At 43.5% G+C, this 18,871-nt stretch carries 16 protein-coding genes; 12 read left to right on the forward strand and 4 right to left on the reverse strand.

Going from position 1 to position 18,871, the window contains the following annotated elements; all coding sequences use genetic code 11:
- Positions 1–269 precede the first annotated feature (269 nt).
- From BMW45_RS21535 to BMW45_RS21560, 6 genes are all read left to right on the forward strand, one after another.
- The gene (locus BMW45_RS21535; RefSeq protein WP_092248810.1) at positions 270–1,841 is read left to right on the forward strand and encodes a response regulator; all 1,572 of its coding nucleotides are present in this window, start codon (positions 270–272) and stop codon (positions 1,839–1,841) included.
- Positions 1,842–3,638, forward strand: a complete 1,797-nt coding sequence (locus tag BMW45_RS21540) for a cache domain-containing sensor histidine kinase (RefSeq protein ID WP_092248813.1) — start codon at positions 1,842–1,844, stop codon at positions 3,636–3,638.
- Positions 3,616–4,632 carry a substrate-binding domain-containing protein gene (locus tag BMW45_RS21545; RefSeq protein WP_166433438.1) on the forward strand — a complete coding sequence of 339 codons (1,017 nt, stop codon included), beginning with the start codon at positions 3,616–3,618 and terminating at the stop codon, positions 4,630–4,632. The genes BMW45_RS21540 and BMW45_RS21545 overlap by 23 nt, the downstream gene beginning before the upstream one ends.
- Before the next feature lie 153 nt (positions 4,633–4,785).
- A complete protein-coding gene (locus BMW45_RS21550; RefSeq protein WP_092248818.1) occupies positions 4,786–6,279 on the forward strand; it encodes a sugar ABC transporter ATP-binding protein in 1,494 nt (497 codons plus the stop codon).
- 18 nt (positions 6,280–6,297) lie between these two features.
- Positions 6,298–7,314 (forward strand): ABC transporter permease, encoded by a 1,017-nt coding sequence (locus BMW45_RS21555; RefSeq protein ID WP_025232703.1) that lies wholly within the window; start codon positions 6,298–6,300, stop codon positions 7,312–7,314.
- Positions 7,315–7,390: 76 nt separating this feature from the next.
- Complete coding sequence (locus BMW45_RS21560; protein WP_092248821.1) at positions 7,391–8,533, forward strand: ABC transporter substrate-binding protein; 1,143 nt, start codon at positions 7,391–7,393, stop codon at positions 8,531–8,533.
- Positions 8,534–8,644: 111 nt separating this feature from the next.
- On the opposite strand, the gene BMW45_RS21565 is transcribed toward BMW45_RS21560, so the two are convergent.
- Together BMW45_RS21565 and BMW45_RS21570 are read right to left on the reverse strand one after the other, a co-directional pair.
- Positions 8,645–9,322 carry an OmpA/MotB family protein gene (locus BMW45_RS21565; protein ID WP_092248824.1) on the reverse strand — a complete coding sequence of 226 codons (678 nt, stop codon included), beginning with the start codon at positions 9,320–9,322 and terminating at the stop codon, positions 8,645–8,647.
- A gap of 10 nt (positions 9,323–9,332) precedes the next feature.
- Positions 9,333–10,145, reverse strand: coding sequence for a motility protein A (locus BMW45_RS21570; protein ID WP_092248827.1), 813 nt, complete (start codon positions 10,143–10,145; stop codon positions 9,333–9,335).
- A 466-nt stretch (positions 10,146–10,611) separates the two neighbouring features.
- Between BMW45_RS21570 and BMW45_RS21575 the strand changes: the two genes are divergently transcribed.
- From BMW45_RS21575 to BMW45_RS21600, 6 genes are all read left to right on the forward strand, one after another.
- Complete coding sequence (locus tag BMW45_RS21575) at positions 10,612–12,129, forward strand: VanW family protein (RefSeq protein ID WP_092248830.1); 1,518 nt, start codon at positions 10,612–10,614, stop codon at positions 12,127–12,129.
- A 220-nt stretch (positions 12,130–12,349) separates the two neighbouring features.
- Positions 12,350–12,811, forward strand: a complete 462-nt coding sequence (locus tag BMW45_RS21580; RefSeq protein ID WP_092248833.1) for a MarR family winged helix-turn-helix transcriptional regulator — start codon at positions 12,350–12,352, stop codon at positions 12,809–12,811.
- Positions 12,804–13,949 carry an MFS transporter gene (locus BMW45_RS21585; protein WP_092248836.1) on the forward strand — a complete coding sequence of 382 codons (1,146 nt, stop codon included), beginning with the start codon at positions 12,804–12,806 and terminating at the stop codon, positions 13,947–13,949. The genes BMW45_RS21580 and BMW45_RS21585 overlap by 8 nt, the downstream gene beginning before the upstream one ends.
- 188 nt (positions 13,950–14,137) lie before the next feature.
- Positions 14,138–14,542 (forward strand): GNAT family N-acetyltransferase, encoded by a 405-nt coding sequence (locus BMW45_RS21590; RefSeq protein WP_207649137.1) that lies wholly within the window; start codon positions 14,138–14,140, stop codon positions 14,540–14,542.
- An 18-nt stretch (positions 14,543–14,560) separates the two neighbouring features.
- Positions 14,561–14,833 (forward strand): CPCC family cysteine-rich protein, encoded by a 273-nt coding sequence (locus tag BMW45_RS21595; RefSeq protein WP_242883203.1) that lies wholly within the window; start codon positions 14,561–14,563, stop codon positions 14,831–14,833.
- 356 nt (positions 14,834–15,189) lie between these two features.
- Entirely contained in the window at positions 15,190–16,449 is a 1,260-nt protein-coding gene (locus BMW45_RS21600) for a cytochrome P450 (RefSeq protein ID WP_092248842.1), read from the forward strand.
- Positions 16,450–16,546: 97 nt separating this feature from the next.
- On the opposite strand, the gene BMW45_RS21605 is transcribed toward BMW45_RS21600, so the two are convergent.
- Positions 16,547–17,524: a WYL domain-containing protein gene (locus tag BMW45_RS21605; protein ID WP_092248845.1), complete on the reverse strand. Its 978-nt coding sequence runs from the start codon at positions 17,522–17,524 to the stop codon at positions 16,547–16,549.
- Between the two features lies 1 nt (position 17,525).
- Positions 17,526–18,791: a WYL domain-containing protein gene (locus BMW45_RS21610; RefSeq protein WP_092248848.1), complete on the reverse strand. Its 1,266-nt coding sequence runs from the start codon at positions 18,789–18,791 to the stop codon at positions 17,526–17,528.
- Positions 18,792–18,871 lie beyond the last annotated feature (80 nt).

The raw sequence follows: 18,871 nt of genomic DNA on the forward strand, positions 1-18,871 counted from the left end.
ACCGCTGACGGAGTACTTAAAGGTCCGGGAGCCCTTAGGGGAACCAGAGAGCGCAACCTGTGCAGACCAGTTTAAAAATTAGGAGTGGATATTACTCTTACCGTAACACCTTGCCGGTTCTATGGTGCGGTAACCATAGACGTGGATCCCAAAATAACAGAATAGCAAAAAACCAAAGGCTTAAGAGGATTCGTCTGCTTAAGCCTTGTTTTTTTCTAGGCAAAAGAAGTACTGTGTATTATAATGAGAGTCAGAAATGGGGAAGGTTTATGTATCGTGTGATTCTTGTTGATGATGAATTTTTAGTCCGTGAGGCAGTAAAGGAAACCATGGACTGGGGCAGCAGGGGATTTGAACTGAAGGGGAGTTTTCAGCATGGGGAGGATGCCATGGATTATATCCGTGACAATCCGGTAGAGGTAGTTCTGACGGATATCTGTATGCCTTATATGGATGGCCTGGAGTTAAGCCGCCTGATTTCCAGGGAATACCCGCATATCTGTGTGGTCATATTAAGCGGTTATGATAATTTTGAATATGCCAAACAGGCCTTAAAATACCGGGTAAGAGAGTATATTCTGAAGCCTTTTTCTCTTGAAGAGCTGGGACAGGCCCTTGACGGCATCCGCGAAAAGCTGGATCAGGAAAGCCGGGAAAGGAGAAGGTTGCTTAAGAATAGAGAGGTTTTAAAGTCAAAGCTTCTGATGCGCCTGATCTGCGGGAACAGTTCTGCTGCCGAACTGGAGGCAGAGCTTAAATCCTATGGCATTGCCCTTCGTGGATCTAAGTGTATGGTTGCTGTCGGGGATGCGGAAATCAGGGGAGAGGATAAGGAGTCAGCAGAACTTCTGTGCTTTGCTGTTTATAATATTGCAGCTGAGATCATTGGAAGATCAGGTATTGGGTATGTGATTCAGAAGCTGGATCACCATCTGGTTTTTCTGCTGTTGGGGAACTTTCATGAACGATGGGGGGAAAAGGCAGAAAAACTGTTTCAAATGATCTCAGATAGCGTTAAAAATTGCATGGGTATCAGGCTTACCATTGGAATCGGAAGTCCTGTAAATAGTACGGCGCAGCTTTATCTGTCCTATGAGGAGGCAGAGGATATGCTGGAATACCGCTACAGCCAGGAGGCAGGAGCCATTCTGTACAGGGAAAGGGCTGAGAAAGCGGCTGTTTTCGAAGAATGGGAAAAACTTCAGGAGGATTTACTTAACGCGGTCAGGGAAGGAGAAAAAAAGAAAGCAGGAGTGGCTCTTTACAGCCTCTGCCTGCGGATACAGGAATCCTTTTTAAAAAAGGACCGTGCCAAAAGCATCATCATTCATACGCTCTCTGAGGCCAGATCCATGCTGGAGGTAATGGGTATGGAAGGCTTTGAGGCGTATGAGCAGGTAAATAAATATATCTCGCAAATAGACGGAAAAAAGTCACTGGAGGAAGAACGGACGGCTTTGGAGGCAATTTTTGGAGGACTTGTAGATGCAGTGGCAGAGGTAAAGGATAGGAAGGGGAATGAGCGGGCGGTACTAGCCGTAGATTATATTAGGAGCCACTATGGCGAAAGCTCTTTAAACCTTCAGTCCATATGCAGCTACCTGGCTATGAGTCCCAGCCGTTTCAGCGCCATGTTCCGGGAATGTATCGGAAAAAGCTTCGTAGAGGTATTAAGTGATACCCGCATGGAAAAGGCCAGAGAACTCCTGGAAACTACCAGCTTAAAAACTTATCAGGTAGCCGAGAAGACCGGGTTCGGAGATCCCCATTATTTCAGTCTTGCCTTTAAGAAGGCCACCGGAAAGACGCCTACAGAATATGCAAAGGAAAAGAGGAGATAAATGAGGTTCCGTTTTCAATTTAAAAGCATCCGCTCCGGTATGCTGATCTGCTTCCTTCCCATCATCCTTTCCGCCCTGCTTCTAATCTATGGCTTTTCCTTCCGGTATACCGAAAAAAATGTCCTAAACAATTCCGTGAACGGCACCATGCAGCTGATTGAGCAGGCTAACCATAACATAGATTCCTATCTTGATTATATGGAGAATATATCCTATCTGATGTCAGGCGATAAGGACCTGCTGCGGTATTTGTTTTCGGAAAGGGATCCGATCCGCAGGGAAGAGCTAAGAAGCAGCGTACTGGAACGTTTCCGGCTGGTAAGGGAAACACGGAATGATATTTACAATATCGGCGCCGTGGCCGGTCCGAGCAATATCCTGATAAATGACGGAACCCAGACTTTAAATCCGTATGCGGATATTCTTCACGAAGCCTGGTACCGGGACGCTTTGGAGGCCGGTAAAGGGATGACGGTTCTTTCATCCTCCCGGGTGCAGAACATCATCACGGACGAATACCCCTGGGTAGTGACCTTGAGCAGTCCCTTAAGATATCCGGGCAGCACGAAAAATCAAGGAGTTTTCTTTATTGATTTAAATTACAAGGCCATTGAGGAGCAGTGCGAACGAATCGATCTGGGAGCCAGAGGATATGTATTTATTCTGGACAAAAAGGGGAACATTCTCTACCACCCCAAGCAGCAGTTGATCTACAGCGGCTTAAAGGAAGAACAGATGAAAGAAGTGCTTGAGTGCAGGGAGGAATATTTCTTAAGCGGCAAGGGCATGCAGCAGAAGCTCTATACCATAACAGAGTCCCAAAAAACAGGCTGGACAGTAGTGGGAGTGGCCTATACTTCAGAGCTTTTAAAGAACCGTTCCCAGACTCAGCTGATCTATACTCTGGTTACCCTGCTGCTGTGCCTGGTTCTGACCGCAGCCGTGACAATTCTTTCCCGCAGAATAACAAAGCCCATGATTCTTCTGCAGGATTCCATGAAAAGGGTGGAAAAAGGAAAATTTGAACAGGTGGATCTAACCCGAGTTCCTGACCATGAAATCAGGACCTTAGGAAAAGCCTTCAACATGATGGCAGATGAGATTCAAAAGCTGATGGCGGAAAACATCCGGGAACAGGAGGAAAAACGCAGGAATGAAATGAAGGCCCTGCTGTCTCAGATTAATCCCCATTTTCTCTACAACACCCTGGATTCCATTGTGTGGATGGCCGAAGCCGGAAAGAACCGTGAAGTGGTCCATATGACCATGGCATTAGCCAGGCTTTTAAGGCGGTCTATCAGCAGCGATCAGGAGCTTTTTACCATAAGGCAGGAAACCGATTATGTAAAAAACTACCTGGATATTCAGCAGATGCGCTATAAGGACAAGCTGGATTATGAAATGGTCATTGATGAAGCTATATTGGAGAAACCGGTGATTAGGCTGGTTTTGCAGCCTCTGGCTGAGAACGCCATCTACCACGGCATAAAATATAAGGGCGGCAGGGGGCTTATCCGGATTGAGGCCTACCAGGAGGGTAGGGATATTATACTGAAGGTAACGGATAACGGAAAAGGGATGACCAAAGAACAGATGAAATCCATATTCCAAAAGCATAAGGTCAACTATGAGAGAAATGGAGTGGGAGTGTATAATGTGCAGACCCGGCTGAAACTGTATTATGGCAGGGAATACGGGCTCTGTTATGAAAGCTGCCCCGGCGTGGGAACTGCAGCAATTGTCCGTATTCCGGACATGGAGGGAGGCGGTGAAGGTGAAAAAGAGCACGGCATTTAAGCTGGGAGCATACCTGCTTTTTCTGGGAGCAGTCTTTGGAATCTGCTATCAGCTTTATGAAACAACAGGAGAGAAGGCAGGGCCTAAGATTATTCTGATTCCCAAAAAGATTGACGAGAGTAACGAATTCTGGTCCTCCGTTATAGCGGGAGCCCAGGTTGCGTCAAAAGAGTATAACGTAGAATTAAGCCTGATGGCTCCGGAAACGGAATCGGATGTAGAAGGGCAGAACCGGCTGATTTTGGAGGCGGCGGGCAGAAGGCCGGATGCGATTTTAGTCAGTCCCTGTTCCTATGAGGGGACTACCTCCAGCATCAGACAGGCAGTAAATCAGGGAGTCAAGGTTATTCTCATTGATTCCAATATCAATGAAAGTTTGTCGATTCCTCTTGTTGCCACGGACAATGTGGAAATTGGAAGAAGGCTGGGGGAGTATATGAAGGAACTTCTTCCGGAGAATCCCAAAATCGGACTGGTAGGGCATGTAAAAGGCAGCTCTACTGCCATAGACCGGGAGAAGGGAATACGGGCCGGCCTGGGAAAAGAGGCTGAAGCCATTGAAGAGGTGGTATTCTGTGATTCTATCTATCAGGAGGCCTATGATGTAACCTTACAGCTTTTAAAAAGGCGTCCTGAAATCAATATTATCGCCGGGTTCAATGAATATTCATCCCTCGGTGCCGCCAGCGCAGTACGGGATCTGGGGCTTAAAGGTAAGGTGAAAACCTTTGGAATTGATAGCTCCGTATCTCAGATTCAGCTTCTGGAATCCGGTGTATATCAGGCTCTGGCCATTCAGAATCCGTTTAATATGGGGTATCTGGGGATTGAAGAGGCAGTTAAACGCATAGAAGGAAGTAAAACCGATCTATTTTTAAACTCTGGCTCCAAGCTGGTTACTGTAAAGGATATTTATACCGAAGAAAATGAAAAGCTGCTGTTTCCTTTTCTGGGAAGCAGGGCAACGAAAAAAGAAGAAATCAACAGCCAATAGAATGTAGAAGGAAAAGAACCTTCCAAAAAGGGTTAAAATACTTGAAAAAGTAATATTTTAACCTATTTTGGGAGGTTTTTCAATTTTTTTAAAACCCTTATCTTGATATACTGATGCAAGATTAAAGAGACGGAGAGGAACGGAGGGAGATCAGTGGGAGAGGTTATTTTGACCATGAAGGATATTGATAAATCCTTTGCAGGGGTTTACGCGCTGAACAAGGCCGGTCTGGAGCTGAAACGGGGAGAGGTTCATGCTCTTATGGGAGAGAACGGCGCAGGAAAATCCACGTTGATGAAAATATTGACCGGCATTTACAGCAGGGACGAGGGAGTCATTGTTTTTGAAGGACAGGAAGTACAGTTTAAAAACCCGAAGGAGGCCCAGGACGCAGGAATCGTAATCGTTCATCAGGAGTTAAATATGATGAATCATCTGACCGTCGCCCAGAACATCTTTATCGGTAGAGAGAGGATGAGCGGAAGGCTTGTAGATGACAAAAGGATGGCAGAGGATGCATCAGAGCTCTTTCGTAAGCTGAATATAAAAATAGATCCAAAGGAAAATATGGGGCGCCTGACGGTAGGGCGGCAGCAGATGTGTGAAATAGCAAAGGCTATTTCCACAGAGGCCAAGGTAATTGTATTCGATGAACCGACGGCGGCACTGACGGAGTCTGAAATCAGTGAGCTGTTCAAAATCATCCGGGGCCTGCGTGACAAAGGAATCGGAATTATATACATATCCCACCGGATGGATGAGATCAATCAGATCACGGACCGTGTTACCGTCATGCGTGACGGCGAATATGTGGGGACTCTCATTACTGAGGATTGTACGAAGGATGATATCATTCGCATGATGGTGGGGCGGACTGTTTATGAGGCGCCTAAGACAATAAGCAGCGTGCCGGATGATGCTCCGGTGGTTCTTAAGGTGGAGAACTTAAATGTAGGAAGAACCGTAAAGGATTTAAGCTTCGAACTTCATAAGGGGGAGATTCTGGGCTTTTCCGGGCTTATGGGAGCTGGGCGCACGGAGGCTGCCAGGGCTATCTTCGGAGCGGATAAAAAGGATAGCGGAGATATTTTCGTCAATGGAAAAAAGACGGATATTCGTTCTCCTAAAGATGCGGTAAAGGCAGGAATCGGCTATTTATCTGAGGACCGGAAACGGTATGGTGTTATCGTGGAAAAGTCGGTGGTGGTAAATACCACCATGTCTTCTGTAAAGCAGTTTACCAGAGGGATGTTTCTTGACAACAAGGCGGAGGTAAGGACCGCGGAGAAGTACGTGAAAGCCTTAAAGACCAAGACTCCTTCTGTGCATCAGCAGGTGAGAAATCTATCCGGAGGGAACCAGCAGAAAGTGGTTATTGCCAAATGGCTTACCAGGGACTGTGAAATCCTGATTTTTGATGAGCCAACCAGAGGGATCGATGTAGGTGCGAAAAGTGAAATCTACACGCTGATGAATGAGCTGGTCAAACAGGGAAAATCAATTATCATGATTTCCTCAGAGCTGACCGAGGTCCTTCGGATGAGTGACCGTATTCTGGTAATGTGTGAGGGGCGTAAGACGGGAGAAATAAACATTGATGAGGCGACCCAGGAAAAGATCATGCATGCTGCTACCATAAGAAATTAACTAGGAGGAATTATGAAAATGGAAGACAAAAACAATCAGGCAAAAAAAGAACATGGAAGCCTGCTTCAGGCAATCGGTACTCAAAAATTAGTCGCAATTATCGCATTAGTAGTGTTATTCCTGTTTTTCTGGTTTTTTGGGGAAAATTTCGCAAAATACAGCACCATTATCAGTATCCTGGATTCTTCTTATTATATCGGATTCATGGCAATCGGCGTGACCTTTGTCATCATTACCGGAGGTATTGATTTATCCATAGGAACATCCTGTATCTGCTGCTCTCTTATAACGGGAACCCTGTTTACCAAGGCCGGATTGCCTATGCCAGTGTGCGTGGTTCTGGCTGTTCTTCTGGGAGGTTTATTCGGACTGGCTAACGGAATTATGGTATCGGTTATGAAACTCCCGGCTTTTATCGCCACATTGGGAACGATGATGATTACCAGAGGCTTAGGCTCTATTGTCACCAATACAGCTACTGTAACCTTCCCGCAGGCAACGGCTTCCGGAGGGGCCTTTCGAAGCCTTTTTAAGCTGAAGGCGCCGGGGCTTCCCCAGGCAGGAATACCAACAGGCTTTATTTTGCTTATCATTCTGGCTGTGGCTATGGCTGTTCTTCTGAATAAAACAAGACCGGGCCGCTACATTCTGTCTTTGGGAAGCAATAAAGAGGCCACACGGCTGTCCGGTGTGGATGTGATGAAATATGAAACTCTGGCCTTTGTCATCAGTGGATTATTTGCCGGCCTGGCAGGGGTATCCTATGCGGCCGTATATTCCACTCTGATGCCTGGTACGGGTAACGGTTTTGAACTGGATGCCATTGCAGGAGTTGTTATCGGCGGAACCAGCCTGGCGGGCGGCGTAGGCTCTATTGCGGGAACCCTGATTGGCGTATTTATCATGGCTGTTTTAAAAACCGGTCTTCCTTTTATAGGGGTGCAGCCTCATTACCAGCTTTTAATTACCGGATTTGTCCTTGTGATAGCAGTTTTTGTGGATGTGCTGAACCGGAGAAAGCAGGGAAAGGCTTAAAGTGATTCCATTTATTATTAAATAATCTTCCGTTAAAAGCGGGAAATTATAAAAAATTATTTAGGGAGGTTTTCAAATGAAACAAAATCGTTTACTTGGTGCATTTCTATGCGCGGCAATGACTTCTGCAGTTCTGATTGGATGTTCCGGAGAGACAAAGGCTCCGGCACCTGCTTCTACAGACGCTCCGGCCGCGAAGGAAGAGGCTTCAAAGACCGAAAGTCCGAAGATAGCGGAGAGTGGTACAATTGACTACAGCAGTATTTCGGTGGAGATCGTGGCAAAGGGATTTCAGCATGATTTTTGGAAGGCAGTTAAGATGGGTTCAGAGCAGGCGGCAAAGGAATTAGGTTTAAAATCTACCAATTTTGTAGGACCGGCCAATGAAAGCGCCGTAGCTGAACAGATTGAGCAGTTAAACAATGCGGTTAATAAACAACCCAGCGCCATCTGTCTGGCAGCTCTTGACACTCAGTCTTCTATGGATGCCATTTCCAATGCCCAGGCGGCAGGCATCCCTATCGTAGGCTTTGACTCCGGTGTTCCGGATGCGCCAAAAGGCGCCATTGTAGCCAATGCTGCAACGGATAATTATGTGGCAGGAGGTCTGGCAGCTGAAAAGATGTACGACATCATCAAGGAACAGGTAACAGATCCTGCCCAGGTAGTAAGAATCGGAGTGGTTTCTCAGGATGCCACCTCCCAGTCTATTGGAGAGAGAACCGGAGGCTTTATCGATAAAATGCGTACCCTGATCGGAGAAAGCAACTGTGCGGTGGAAGGACATGACAAGTACAACGTAAAGTCTGACTGGGCAAAGGTGATTATTGACGTGGGAATTCCGGCAACCGTAGATGACGCAGCCTGCGTAATCGTAGCCAGTACGTTGTTAAATAAGAACGATCTGATTGCCATTTATGCTTCCAATGAGTTTACGGCAAAGAATTTGGTGACTGCCAATGAAAGCCTTCAGAAGCTGGGACCGGATAAAGTGATCGGTGTAGGTTTTGATTCCGGCTCCATTCAGCTTGACGCCGTAAAGGCCGGGATTCTGGCAGGCTCCATTACCCAGAATCCGGTACAAATCGGTTATCAGGCGGTTATGCTGGCAGCAAAGGCGGCAACTGGACAACCGGTTAACGATATTGACACAGGCTGTCTATGGTACGACGCCTCGAATATGGACTCAGCAGAAGTAGCGCCATGTCTGTATAAATAAAACATGATTTAAGAGAAAAGAAAGCCGTTTCCGTTTCCAGTTTTTAGGAAGTTGGGAAATGGCTTTCTTTTCATTTTACGTTTCTACACAATGGATATATCAAATCCTGGCTTAATCGTTTGTTCCCTCTATAAAAAAGTCCACCCGCCTGTTCTTTCTTTTGCCTTCACTGGTAGAGTTATCTTCGACAGGATAATATTCGCTGTAGCCTATGGCAGAAAATTTTTTCGCTTCAATTCCGGAGGTATCCAGAAGCCACCTAAGAACGTTGACGGCACGGCTTGTTGAAAGCTCCCAGTTACTGGCATAGAGATGAGTATTGATTGGACGGTTATCCGTATGGCCTTCTATTCTTACCATTTTAAAGGAGTCCTGATATGTTACCAATATTTCGGAAATTTTCTGAAGCACAGGTTCTGCAGCGTCATCGATTTCGGCTCTTCCCGAATCAAAAAATACGGAAGCCGCAACACGTAACAATATCCGATCGTTCCCCAGCTTTGTAACGCTTAATTCATTGGTAAGCTGTTCTTCCTCTATATATGTTTTAATGTATTCATAGAGCTTGTTGAACTCTTCTGCATTCGATACGAAATTGTTTTGCTGCTGGATTGCAGCTGCTTCTTTTTCTCTTTTGTTTTCCTGAATTGTAAGTGCCTGATTCATCATGGCAAATGCAAACAAAATTACGAAAATAGCAAGCAAATCAGTCATCAAATCACTGTAGCTGTCTTGCCAGCTTGCCTCTTCCTCCTCATATTCCTCTTCAATCCTATGGAATCTGCCCATAACTAATCAGTCACCTCCTTGATTTAAAACGAAATTTCGGTTTTTCAGCATCTTCCCCTTCCGTATCCAGGGCTATATTTGCAAACGCCTGCAATTCTTCTCTGATCAGCCTTGGATTTTTCCCCTGCTGTATTCCGGCCAGTCCCTCAATCAACAACTCTCTTCTTGTTTCCTCTTCTTTATTCATAAATTTCAGCCTCTTAGCCAGAGGCGCAAAGATGACGTAGGCGACAAAAGCTCCGTAAAAAGAAGAAACCAGTTCCAGCGCCATCATGGGGCCCAGCGTACTTGCATCATCCAGATTATTCAGCATGGGGATAAGGCCTACATAGGTTCCGAGAAGCCCCAGTGCAGGAGCGGTAGCCGCTATCATATCCAGCATTGCGGCACCCTTTTGATGCCGCTGTTTCATGAAATAGGTAGAACCTTCCAATAAATTTCTCAACTGATCTTCATCCGCACCATCAATGATATGTTGAATTCCCATCTTCAAGAATGCATCATCAGTTAAATCATCAATATGATTATCAAGAGCCAGAAGCCCATTCTTACGGGATATTTCAGCGCATCTGACTAAAGAAGCAATATCCTTTTTTAAATCAAAATGTGAATTTGAAAATGCCTTTTTAGTTACAGTTCCTATGGTTTTAAGCCTTTGAGGAGGAAATGCCATTATAGTGGCTCCTATGGTTCCACCGAAAATAATAAATGCCGAGGGCACGTTCCAAAATAATTCTGCATGACCAGATACAAATACAGATCCGACTATCAGAGATGCACCAAATACAAGTCCGATCAATGTTGAGCTTGTAAATTTAAACATTGAAAACCTCCTAACAGTAATTTTCAGAAGTATAAACCTCTTAGGTATTTTGCATGACAATCTTATATCGGTTGATTAAACATAGGATTTAATGGCAGTTAAGGGATCAAATGTTTTCTTTATGCTATCTTTATATTACTACTGGAATCGATTTTCTTCGTTAAGATAAAATGCTTTTTATGAAGACAAATTTTGTTATGAAATCTTCCCAGAACTCTTGACACAAAGTAGTGTAAATGATATATTTACAGTTACAAACTGTAACTGATTAAAGTACAGAATCAAAAACCTTCGTATTGCAAAAGAGATACATTAGGGTTTTCCATTGATAAGAGTGTGGGAACGATGCCCTGATGGTTCTAGGCGCGGGTTGGAATTGCATTTGGCTATGCAAGGGGACAGCTTTCCGAGGATATTATGAAAAGCATCAATGAGCAGACGATGAAAGGAGAGCGGAATTGAATCTATGGGTAAATACAGGGAAAGAAGAAGAAAAATTAAAAGAAATAGAAATATAGCAGTTGGCGTGCTGCTCTTAGCAGCCCTGTCAGCAGGAGGATATCTGTATTCCAGGGCCGGTTCCAACAGCACGCAGTCAGTGGGAGAGACAGAAAAGGGAACTGCCGCGGACTTGAGGGATAAAATCCTTTTCGCAGCCAGGGTGGGACAGACAGACTTGACCGGGCTTACGGTAATGGAGGCAGAAGAAACCCTGAATGAGCGTTATCAGTGGGAGCTGATTGTCAGTGACGGGAAGGATTCAGTTTTATTAGACAATCTCTTAGAACCACAGCTTCAGGCGATAATAAAGCAATTGGAGGGAACGCCCCCGGATCAGACACAGCAGTATGAAATTGATTATGAGGCCTTAAGAGAGCCATTTATCAGTCAGGCGGCTTCGCTTGCAGAACGCTGGAATAAAAGTGCAGTCAACTCCGAGCTGGAGTCTTTCAATAAGACAAGCGGAGCTTTCGTGTATACAAAAGAACAGAACGGCCGGATTCTGGATCAGGAAAAGCTGGTGGAACAGCTGATGGAAGCGGTAAAATCAGAGAATTACCAGGCTGAAATCATGGCAGGTTTTAAGGAAACATCTCCTGAAATGACTCAGGCCCAGGCTAAAGAGCAGTATGAGGTCGTTGGAACCTTTACCACGACGACGACGGATAATAAAAACAGAAATCAAAACATCCGTCTGGCAGTAGATTCTCTCAATGGCCTAATACTTAAGCCGGGAGAAGAATTTTCCTTTAACAATACCACAGGGAACCGTACAAAGGAAAAAGGATACCAGCCCGCTGGTGCATACCGGAACGGAGTCCTGATTGAAGAACCGGGAGGAGGTGTGTGCCAGGTATCAACCACTCTGTATCATGCCATCATTGAAGTCGGCTTTAAAACTACGGAGCGCAATGCCCACAGCTTTGCACCGTCCTATGTGGAAAAGGGACAGGATGCTATGGTCAGCTTTGACGGCTACGCAGGTCCGGATCTAAAATTTATAAATACCAGCGGTCATACCATGGCGGTCCGGGCTGCACTGGACGGGAAAAGCTTAAAGATCTCTCTGGTGGGGCTTCCTGTCCTTGAGGATGGGGTAAAAGTGACAATCCGCTCCGAGAAGGTTCGTGATTTGGAGCCGATGGAGCCTGTATACGAAGAAAACCCTTCATTGCCCTATGGAACGGAAAAGGTAGTCGATAAGGGCACCATTGGCGGCGTTTATAAAAGCTACCGGGTGTATAAAAAGGGAGATACGGTGATTAAGGAAGAGCCGCTTCATAATAGTACTTATAAAGGGAAACCTGCAGTCATTAATCGGAATACCACGGTGCCTCCTGCGGAAACCGAGTCCCAGACGTCTCCGGAGACACAGCCGCAGACCACGGAAGTGCAAGAGAATTCTGAGATCGGACCTGGGGGTGGAGGTTCTGAATCTACTGTTCCTGAGACGGACATACCGGTGGTTCCTGGAGCAGAATAAGATATGGAAAAAGGTACTTCAAACGTTTTACAAACGGTTGGAGTACCTTTTTTTGTAAATCTGCCGCTGTCAGTCGATAAAGCCTGGTTATATTTTTGGCATAGAATGCGGCATGAGTAAATGCAACAGCAACCAGTATAAAAATTAGTTGCAAAGGAAACTAATTTGTGTTAAGCTAGAGATAGTTTCCTTTGCAACTATATTAAAAGAGGTGATTAATATGGAAAATAACGTTACCATAGGGCAGGTGAATGCCGCAATCTATCGCAATATACAAATTCTGCTTAGTAGTACTTTAAATGATTTAGATATAAAAAATGGACAATATGACTTTTTCCTTGTTATTTCTTTGAGAGAAGGTCTGTCACAAAAAGAATTAAGTGAACATTTGCACATAAGCAAATCTACTACCGCAAAGGCAGTGAAAAACCTGACGGAAAAGGGGTATGTCATAAGACAAAAAGACAAAGAGGATGGCCGGTTAGAGCATTTGTATCTGACAGATAAGGGGCGGGAAAAATCTCCTTTTGTCCAGAGTATATTTCAGAAAATTATTGATGTATCCACAAGAGATCTATCTCAGACTGAAATTTCACAGATCCTAACCCTCATGCAGAAGGTCTTGAATAATATTATTTCTGAGAATATGCTATTGTCAGAGAAAGAGTACGAAAATGAATAAAACAAAGCTCTGGACAAGAAATTTAGTTATCATAACATTAGTAAACTTCTTTATGTTTTTTTCATTTCAATTATTTCCTTCCGCATTACCGCCTTATTTGAAATCACTTGGAGCGAATGACAGCGTTTTGGGATGGCTGCAAGGAATCATGACAATTGCCACATTACTTATTCGTCCCTTTGCCGGCATTGCATTGGATAAATACGGGCGAAAATGGATTTTTGTTATGGGATTAATCGGTATGCTATTAACAACAACGGCGTATTGGTTTTTTCCTTTGATCGAAATTATCATAGTCATCAGATGTGTACATGGAATGGTTTGGGGAATTGCCAACACAGCGTGCAGCACGGCAGCTTCTGATAACATACAAAAAGAACGCTTTTCTGAGGGTATGGGATATTTTAGCCTTGCGAGCAGTATTGCTATGGCTCTTGCTCCGGCGATTTCCTTGTCGCTTGGAATGCAGAATAATATTATGCTGGCAGCTGTATTTTTAATAATTGCTATTTCTTTGGTTTTTGTCATGAATTTTAATAACCGTCCTGCTGTACAAAGTTCAATGACTCCAAGACCATCTTTGTATGCGAAAGAAGCTGCTCTACCATCTGTTGTTATATTTTTAATTATGATTACATGGGGGGCGATCATTACCTTTTTAGCGCTGTATGGAGTGCAAAAATCCATTTCAGGTACAGGAGCTTTTTTTACTGTATATGCTATAAGTATGCTGATTACCCGTCCATACTTTGGAAAGCTCGTTGACCGCAGGGGCTTTGGCATGGGTGTCTGGTCGGGGGTACTTCTTATACCGATCGCATTACTGTTGCTTTCGGTAAGTAACAGCTTAATTACTATCCTGATTTGTGCGGTGATCTATGGAACCGGCATAGGTGCAGCTCAATCCAGTTTACAGACAATGGCAATTATTAAAGTCCCTAAGGAAAGAACTGGTGCCGCAAATGCTACATTTTTTACGGGTTTTGATGGTGGAATCGGAGCCGGTGCAGTTTTGGCAGGAATCATATCTACTTTTGCAGGATACGAGATGATGTTTGCATTGATGGCTATATTCCCATTTTTAGCGGGGATCCTTTATTTTATTGATTTAAGACTTAAAAGGAGAGCAGAAAAGTAGTATAATTACCAATGACATCAAGGAGCAAACGGTACCGTTGGGTGTTACGTTTGGTGATGAAACAAGATGCGAGGTTACCTAAATTTTTATTTCACAATTAAGCCGTACCATTTAATATCGGATATATTTTGAGGGATAAAATAGAAAGTTGATTTTCAATATAAAAAAGAGGGAAAGGAAATATGTATATGGATATAGCTGTTTCGTATGAAATTCCAAATGCACAGGAATATAATAATTTACGAATAATTTCTGGTTTGAGCCCAAAAGATGTATCGGCATCAGAAGCAGGATTGAAAAATTCTATCTTTATTGTTACTTTAAGGGACTCTGATAAACTAATTGGCATGGGAAGAGTTATAGGGGATAAAGGATGCTTTTATCATATTGTAGACATTGCTGTTGCCCCCTCATACCAGGGAAATGGCCTAGGTAAACTGATTATGTCAGAAATAAATACATACCTGGAGAATAACATTCCGAAAAATTCTTATGTTAGTCTGATTGCTGATGTTCCGGCAGATGAACTATATAAAAAATTTGGATTTGAATATTCGGCTCCAAAGTCTGTTGGCATGGTGAAAAAAATATAACTGGAGGAAACAGAGAAATTGAAAAAGGTTTTGGCATCGAGATATAAATGCCCATGCTGCGATTATTATACATATCCTGTTCCTACAAAAGAGGCTGTTAGTTTCATTTGCCCTGTATGCTTCTGGGAAAATGATGTTTTTATTTCTTCTGAAAATGAGCCAAGTGATTGTAATCATGGATTAACAATTCTGGAAGGACGCAGCAATTATAAAAAATATGGTGCTTGTGAGGAGACGATGATATCAAATGTCCGTTCTCCAAAAGAATGCGAGATAACAGGTACAAAATAGCGGGGACTTTAGTTTTGGAAATAAGAAATCCTATATTGGGCGGCTACCATTTGACAACCCTTTGTTGTTAAATGGCAGCCGCCTTTTAAAAAATCATTGCTACCAGAGGCCATGGAGCCTATAGCATGAGTAGGTTTAGATAAAACTGAAAATACAATGTTGATGATTTAATGATGTTTAAACTTTATTTCTTTTTAAACTGAGAACTCTTTATCAGTAACCATTTGCTTTCATTGCAAAGAAACCGTGCTTTAAGGTCTGTTCTCTATGAATATTTATCGATAATAGAGCGATAATAAACCCAAAAGTATCTACAATATTAAAAAATTATAATAGAAACTGAAGGTGGAGAAGGAATGGAAGTTAAAGAGAGAATTGTACAGGATAAAGGCTTAGATCACACTCTTAAATTATTGGAAGAAGGATATCTTTTTATCAAAAATAGAATGGATCTTTATAAATGCAATATTTTCGAAACCCATATCATGGGAGAAAAAGCAATTTGCATAAGTGGAGAAGAGGCATGTAAGATTTTTTATAATGAAGAGTTATTTCAACGAAAAGGTGCAATGCCAAAGAGAATACAAAAAACACTGTTTGGAGTTAATGCCATTCAGGGGATGGATAATAAAGCACATATTCAGCGAAAACTATTATTTATGTCGTTAATGACTGAGGTTCATCAAAAGGAACTTGCTGAGCTTTTTGAGAAAGAAATGGAAGCTTCCGTTCATAAATGGGAGAATATGGATGAAGTTATACTATTTCACGAAGCTAAAAATGTTATATGCAAGATAGCATGTTTCTGGACCGGAGTTCCATTGCCGGAATCTGATGTAGAAAGCAGGGCAGATGATTTTTGCGCAATGATTGATGGGCTGGGCGGAGTTGGGCCCAGATACTGGAAAGGAAAGACGGCACGGAACAGAACCGAGGAATGGATAAGAGGAATCATAGACGATGTGAGACAAGAGAAGCTGATAGTAAAAGATGATTCCGCACTTCATTTAATGGCTTTTCACAGAGAGTCTGATGGCAGCCAAATGGAGTTGCTTATGGCTGCAAAAGAGCTTATTAACGTAATAAGACCAATTGTCGCTATTTCAACATACATTACTTTTACAGCTTTAGCAATGTATGAACATCCTGAGTGTCATGAAGAACTGATGCGTGGTGATAACAATTATTTTGAATTGTTTGTACAGGAAGTTCGCCGATACTATCCGTTTACCCCATTTTTAGGAGCAAGGGTACACAAGGACTTTGACTGGAATCATTATGAATTTAAAAAGGGAGTACTTGTATTGCTTGATGTTTATGGGATGAATCATGATTCTAAAATATGGAGTAATCCTGATGAATTTCGGCCGGAGCGCTTTAAAGAAAAAAAAGACCGGACATTTAGTTTTATCCCTCAAGGCGGTGGTGATCCAGGAAAGGGGCATCGCTGTCCTGGTGAAGGTATTACGATTGAAATGATGAAAGCAAGTTTAAACTTTCTTGTTAACAAAGTTGACTTTGAAGTTCCAGAACAAGACTTAAACTACAGCCTTTCAAGAATACCCACTTTGCCTGAAAGCGGATTTATCATGAAAAACATTAGAAAGAAATTGTAACAGACACATTGCAAGGGCGGATTAAGCGGATTGAAGACAAGGGAACCGATTAGTCAGTTATTGATTTGGGAAGTTCAATACTAACTAAAAGGTTCCCCTAAAAGGATAAGATCAGTTTTTGCTGCCGACTAACCCGCTCCTTGACCTGATTCAGAAACGAAGCCGGTCCTAGTACCCGTACCACTGGGCCAAAAGCCAGAACCTGAATTAACAGCTCGGTTTCCCTGGTTTTATCATAATAGATGGAACAACGATACTTACCTGTTTTATCTACTCTTTCAACCTTTTTCTGATAACAGGAAAAATGAAGCATGGTTCTTTCCAGAGCATTTCGCTCATCTGAAATTTCCATAACAATCGGTTCCTCACAGAGGGCATCTTCTGTAAATCGGTCCATATCAACCGGCTCTTCGATATAATATCCTGTTTCTTCTATCTTTAATATTCGTCCGATATGTAAAATATCCATGCGCCAGCCATTTCGTCGGCGATAAAGGGCGCAGAGCCGGAACTTGCCGTCTTTGGCGGAATATTCAATCCTGCAGGGAAGATAGGTAAACTCCATCAGTCGTCCCTTAACCGAGTAATAGGAGATTTTAAGTGTCTGGTGTTGTTCTATAGCTTTCAGAATCAGCTGAAAGTGCCGCCGAAAAGAGGAGTTAATCACATCCCGATCCTGATAGTGATCAAAGTATTGAAAAGCGGATGGAACAAACAGTGGGGCGGTATCAGTCAATAGCCGCTGGAGCAGTTCCAACTGTTTGTCAGTGAAAAACAGGCCGATCCGTTCATCTTCAAGCAGTGTCTTCAACCAGGATTTTTGAAGCGTGGTAAGCGGAAAGCGGACTGGCTGCGACAATCGGGAAGTAAAATTCTTACCACTGTCGTCCGGTGTAAGCAAAGCCCAGTCGCCATCAAGCAGATGAGGAATGATGGTAAGCACGCTTTCGTCGTAACCATATTTCTCGGCAATTCTAGTCATTTCGGCCGGACTGATCGGTGTCTGGGATGCTTCTTCCAATATTCGGGCAACAACCTGATAATAACAATTATATATTTCTGAAAAAAGTTCCATGTTACTGTCCTCCTAAAGACATGGTTTCGCTGGTTTCCTCGGCATACATCTTTTGCATTCGTTTCATATCATGCCAGAAACGTAGTTCTACCTGCTTATTTGAACAGGTGAAATTAAGAATGCGTCCGGTAAAAGTTCTAATCCAGGGAATCATCTCAGCACTGTCCCAACACTCAATCGTATATTCGTAGATATCTGGCTGGATACGTTTCAGCTGGCCCTGGCGGCCTTCCCGATTAAGCCTGTCGATCAAATAGCCTTCCGTCATTTCATCCAGGCTTATCTGCATGCAAACTCGTTCTGGCTCCCGGCGGCAGCCAAAGGAAACACCCCAGGTATAGCGGCTGTTCTTCTCATAGCCAGTTAAGTATCGGTCATAATCCGGTTCTGATTTAAGCGGCGAAACATTCTGAACGCTGTCCAGCCGGTAAGTCGATAGACGCCCGTTTGCCAGCCTACGGACACACACGTAGCGGCGGCCGGTCTGGGTACTGACCCGGATCTTTAGCGGAACACACTCAAACTCATTTATATGCCCGCTTCTGATATGCTTGATCTGTATTGAAATTTGCTGTTTTTCTTTAATGGCAGTAAGCAGTGGCAGCAGCACCTCATCCTCCAGGGTATGTGCCAGATAATCGTGGCGAAACCGAAAATGATCATTCTGGCATCGGAGTGAATCCAGGATGGTGCTTCCGACAAAACCAAATGGGGCGGCGGTCTGAAAATAAGAAGCTGCTTCTTTCAGGCCATTATATAAATCCGGATGGCTGGTCAGCCAATCCGGGTAAGCCGTATACACATGCTGTCGGCCTTCTTTTTTAACCATAAACAACCCGTTCTGCTCATATTCCATCAGTTTCTTACGAACCGTCTGTACTTCAAACAGAACCTGATAACGTTCCATCAATTCATCGTTTATGGTATCCACATTGCGGGATTTCCCATCCTGCATCAGATCCAGCAATAAAAAGTGCAGCATAATATCATTATTTGTAAAGCTTTTGGTTTTCCATACATTAAATAACGGATTACTGTCGATCCGGTTGCTGTCCATAGTGATGGCAACCGATTTTTTATGGCTGGAATCATAGTCGTACTGAATATAATCGGCAAACCAGCTTTCAATCCGTCGCCGCTCATTGTCGTAAGTGCGTCGGACGGATTCCGGATAATCCATCCGCGATTTGAAACCATAGACATAGAAATCTCGTACATAAGTACGTACTTTATTAAAATGTTTGATCAGCTCGTTGAATTCTGCCATGATTTTGTGCTCCTGCTTCATTAAAAAAATATTCATTGAGACTATTATATAAGGACAATGGTTAAGTTCGCAACTTTTTT

Origin of the sequence: Lacrimispora sphenoides (assembly GCF_900105215.1) — a bacterium.
Taxonomy (GTDB): domain Bacteria; phylum Bacillota; class Clostridia; order Lachnospirales; family Lachnospiraceae; genus Lacrimispora; species Lacrimispora sphenoides_A.

Excerpts from the sequence above, each read along its gene's own strand:
- BMW45_RS21535 (WP_092248810.1), top strand. The coding sequence starts at position 270 with ATGTATCGTGTGATTCTTGTTGATGATGAATTTTTAGTCCGTGAGGCA.
- BMW45_RS21540 (WP_092248813.1), top strand. The coding sequence starts at position 1,842 with ATGAGGTTCCGTTTTCAATTTAAAAGCATCCGCTCCGGTATGCTGATC.
- BMW45_RS21555 (WP_025232703.1), top strand. The coding sequence starts at position 6,298 with ATGGAAGACAAAAACAATCAGGCAAAAAAAGAACATGGAAGCCTGCTT.
- BMW45_RS21560 (WP_092248821.1), top strand. The coding sequence starts at position 7,391 with ATGAAACAAAATCGTTTACTTGGTGCATTTCTATGCGCGGCAATGACT.
- BMW45_RS21565 (WP_092248824.1), bottom strand. The coding sequence starts at position 9,322 with ATGGGCAGATTCCATAGGATTGAAGAGGAATATGAGGAGGAAGAGGCA.
- BMW45_RS21570 (WP_092248827.1), bottom strand. The coding sequence starts at position 10,145 with ATGTTTAAATTTACAAGCTCAACATTGATCGGACTTGTATTTGGTGCA.
- BMW45_RS21575 (WP_092248830.1), top strand. The coding sequence starts at position 10,612 with ATGGGTAAATACAGGGAAAGAAGAAGAAAAATTAAAAGAAATAGAAAT.
- BMW45_RS21580 (WP_092248833.1), top strand. The coding sequence starts at position 12,350 with ATGGAAAATAACGTTACCATAGGGCAGGTGAATGCCGCAATCTATCGC.
- BMW45_RS21585 (WP_092248836.1), top strand. The coding sequence starts at position 12,804 with ATGAATAAAACAAAGCTCTGGACAAGAAATTTAGTTATCATAACATTA.
- BMW45_RS21590 (WP_207649137.1), top strand. The coding sequence starts at position 14,138 with ATGGATATAGCTGTTTCGTATGAAATTCCAAATGCACAGGAATATAAT.
- BMW45_RS21600 (WP_092248842.1), top strand. The coding sequence starts at position 15,190 with ATGGAAGTTAAAGAGAGAATTGTACAGGATAAAGGCTTAGATCACACT.
- BMW45_RS21605 (WP_092248845.1), bottom strand. The coding sequence starts at position 17,524 with ATGGAACTTTTTTCAGAAATATATAATTGTTATTATCAGGTTGTTGCC.
- BMW45_RS21610 (WP_092248848.1), bottom strand. The coding sequence starts at position 18,791 with ATGGCAGAATTCAACGAGCTGATCAAACATTTTAATAAAGTACGTACT.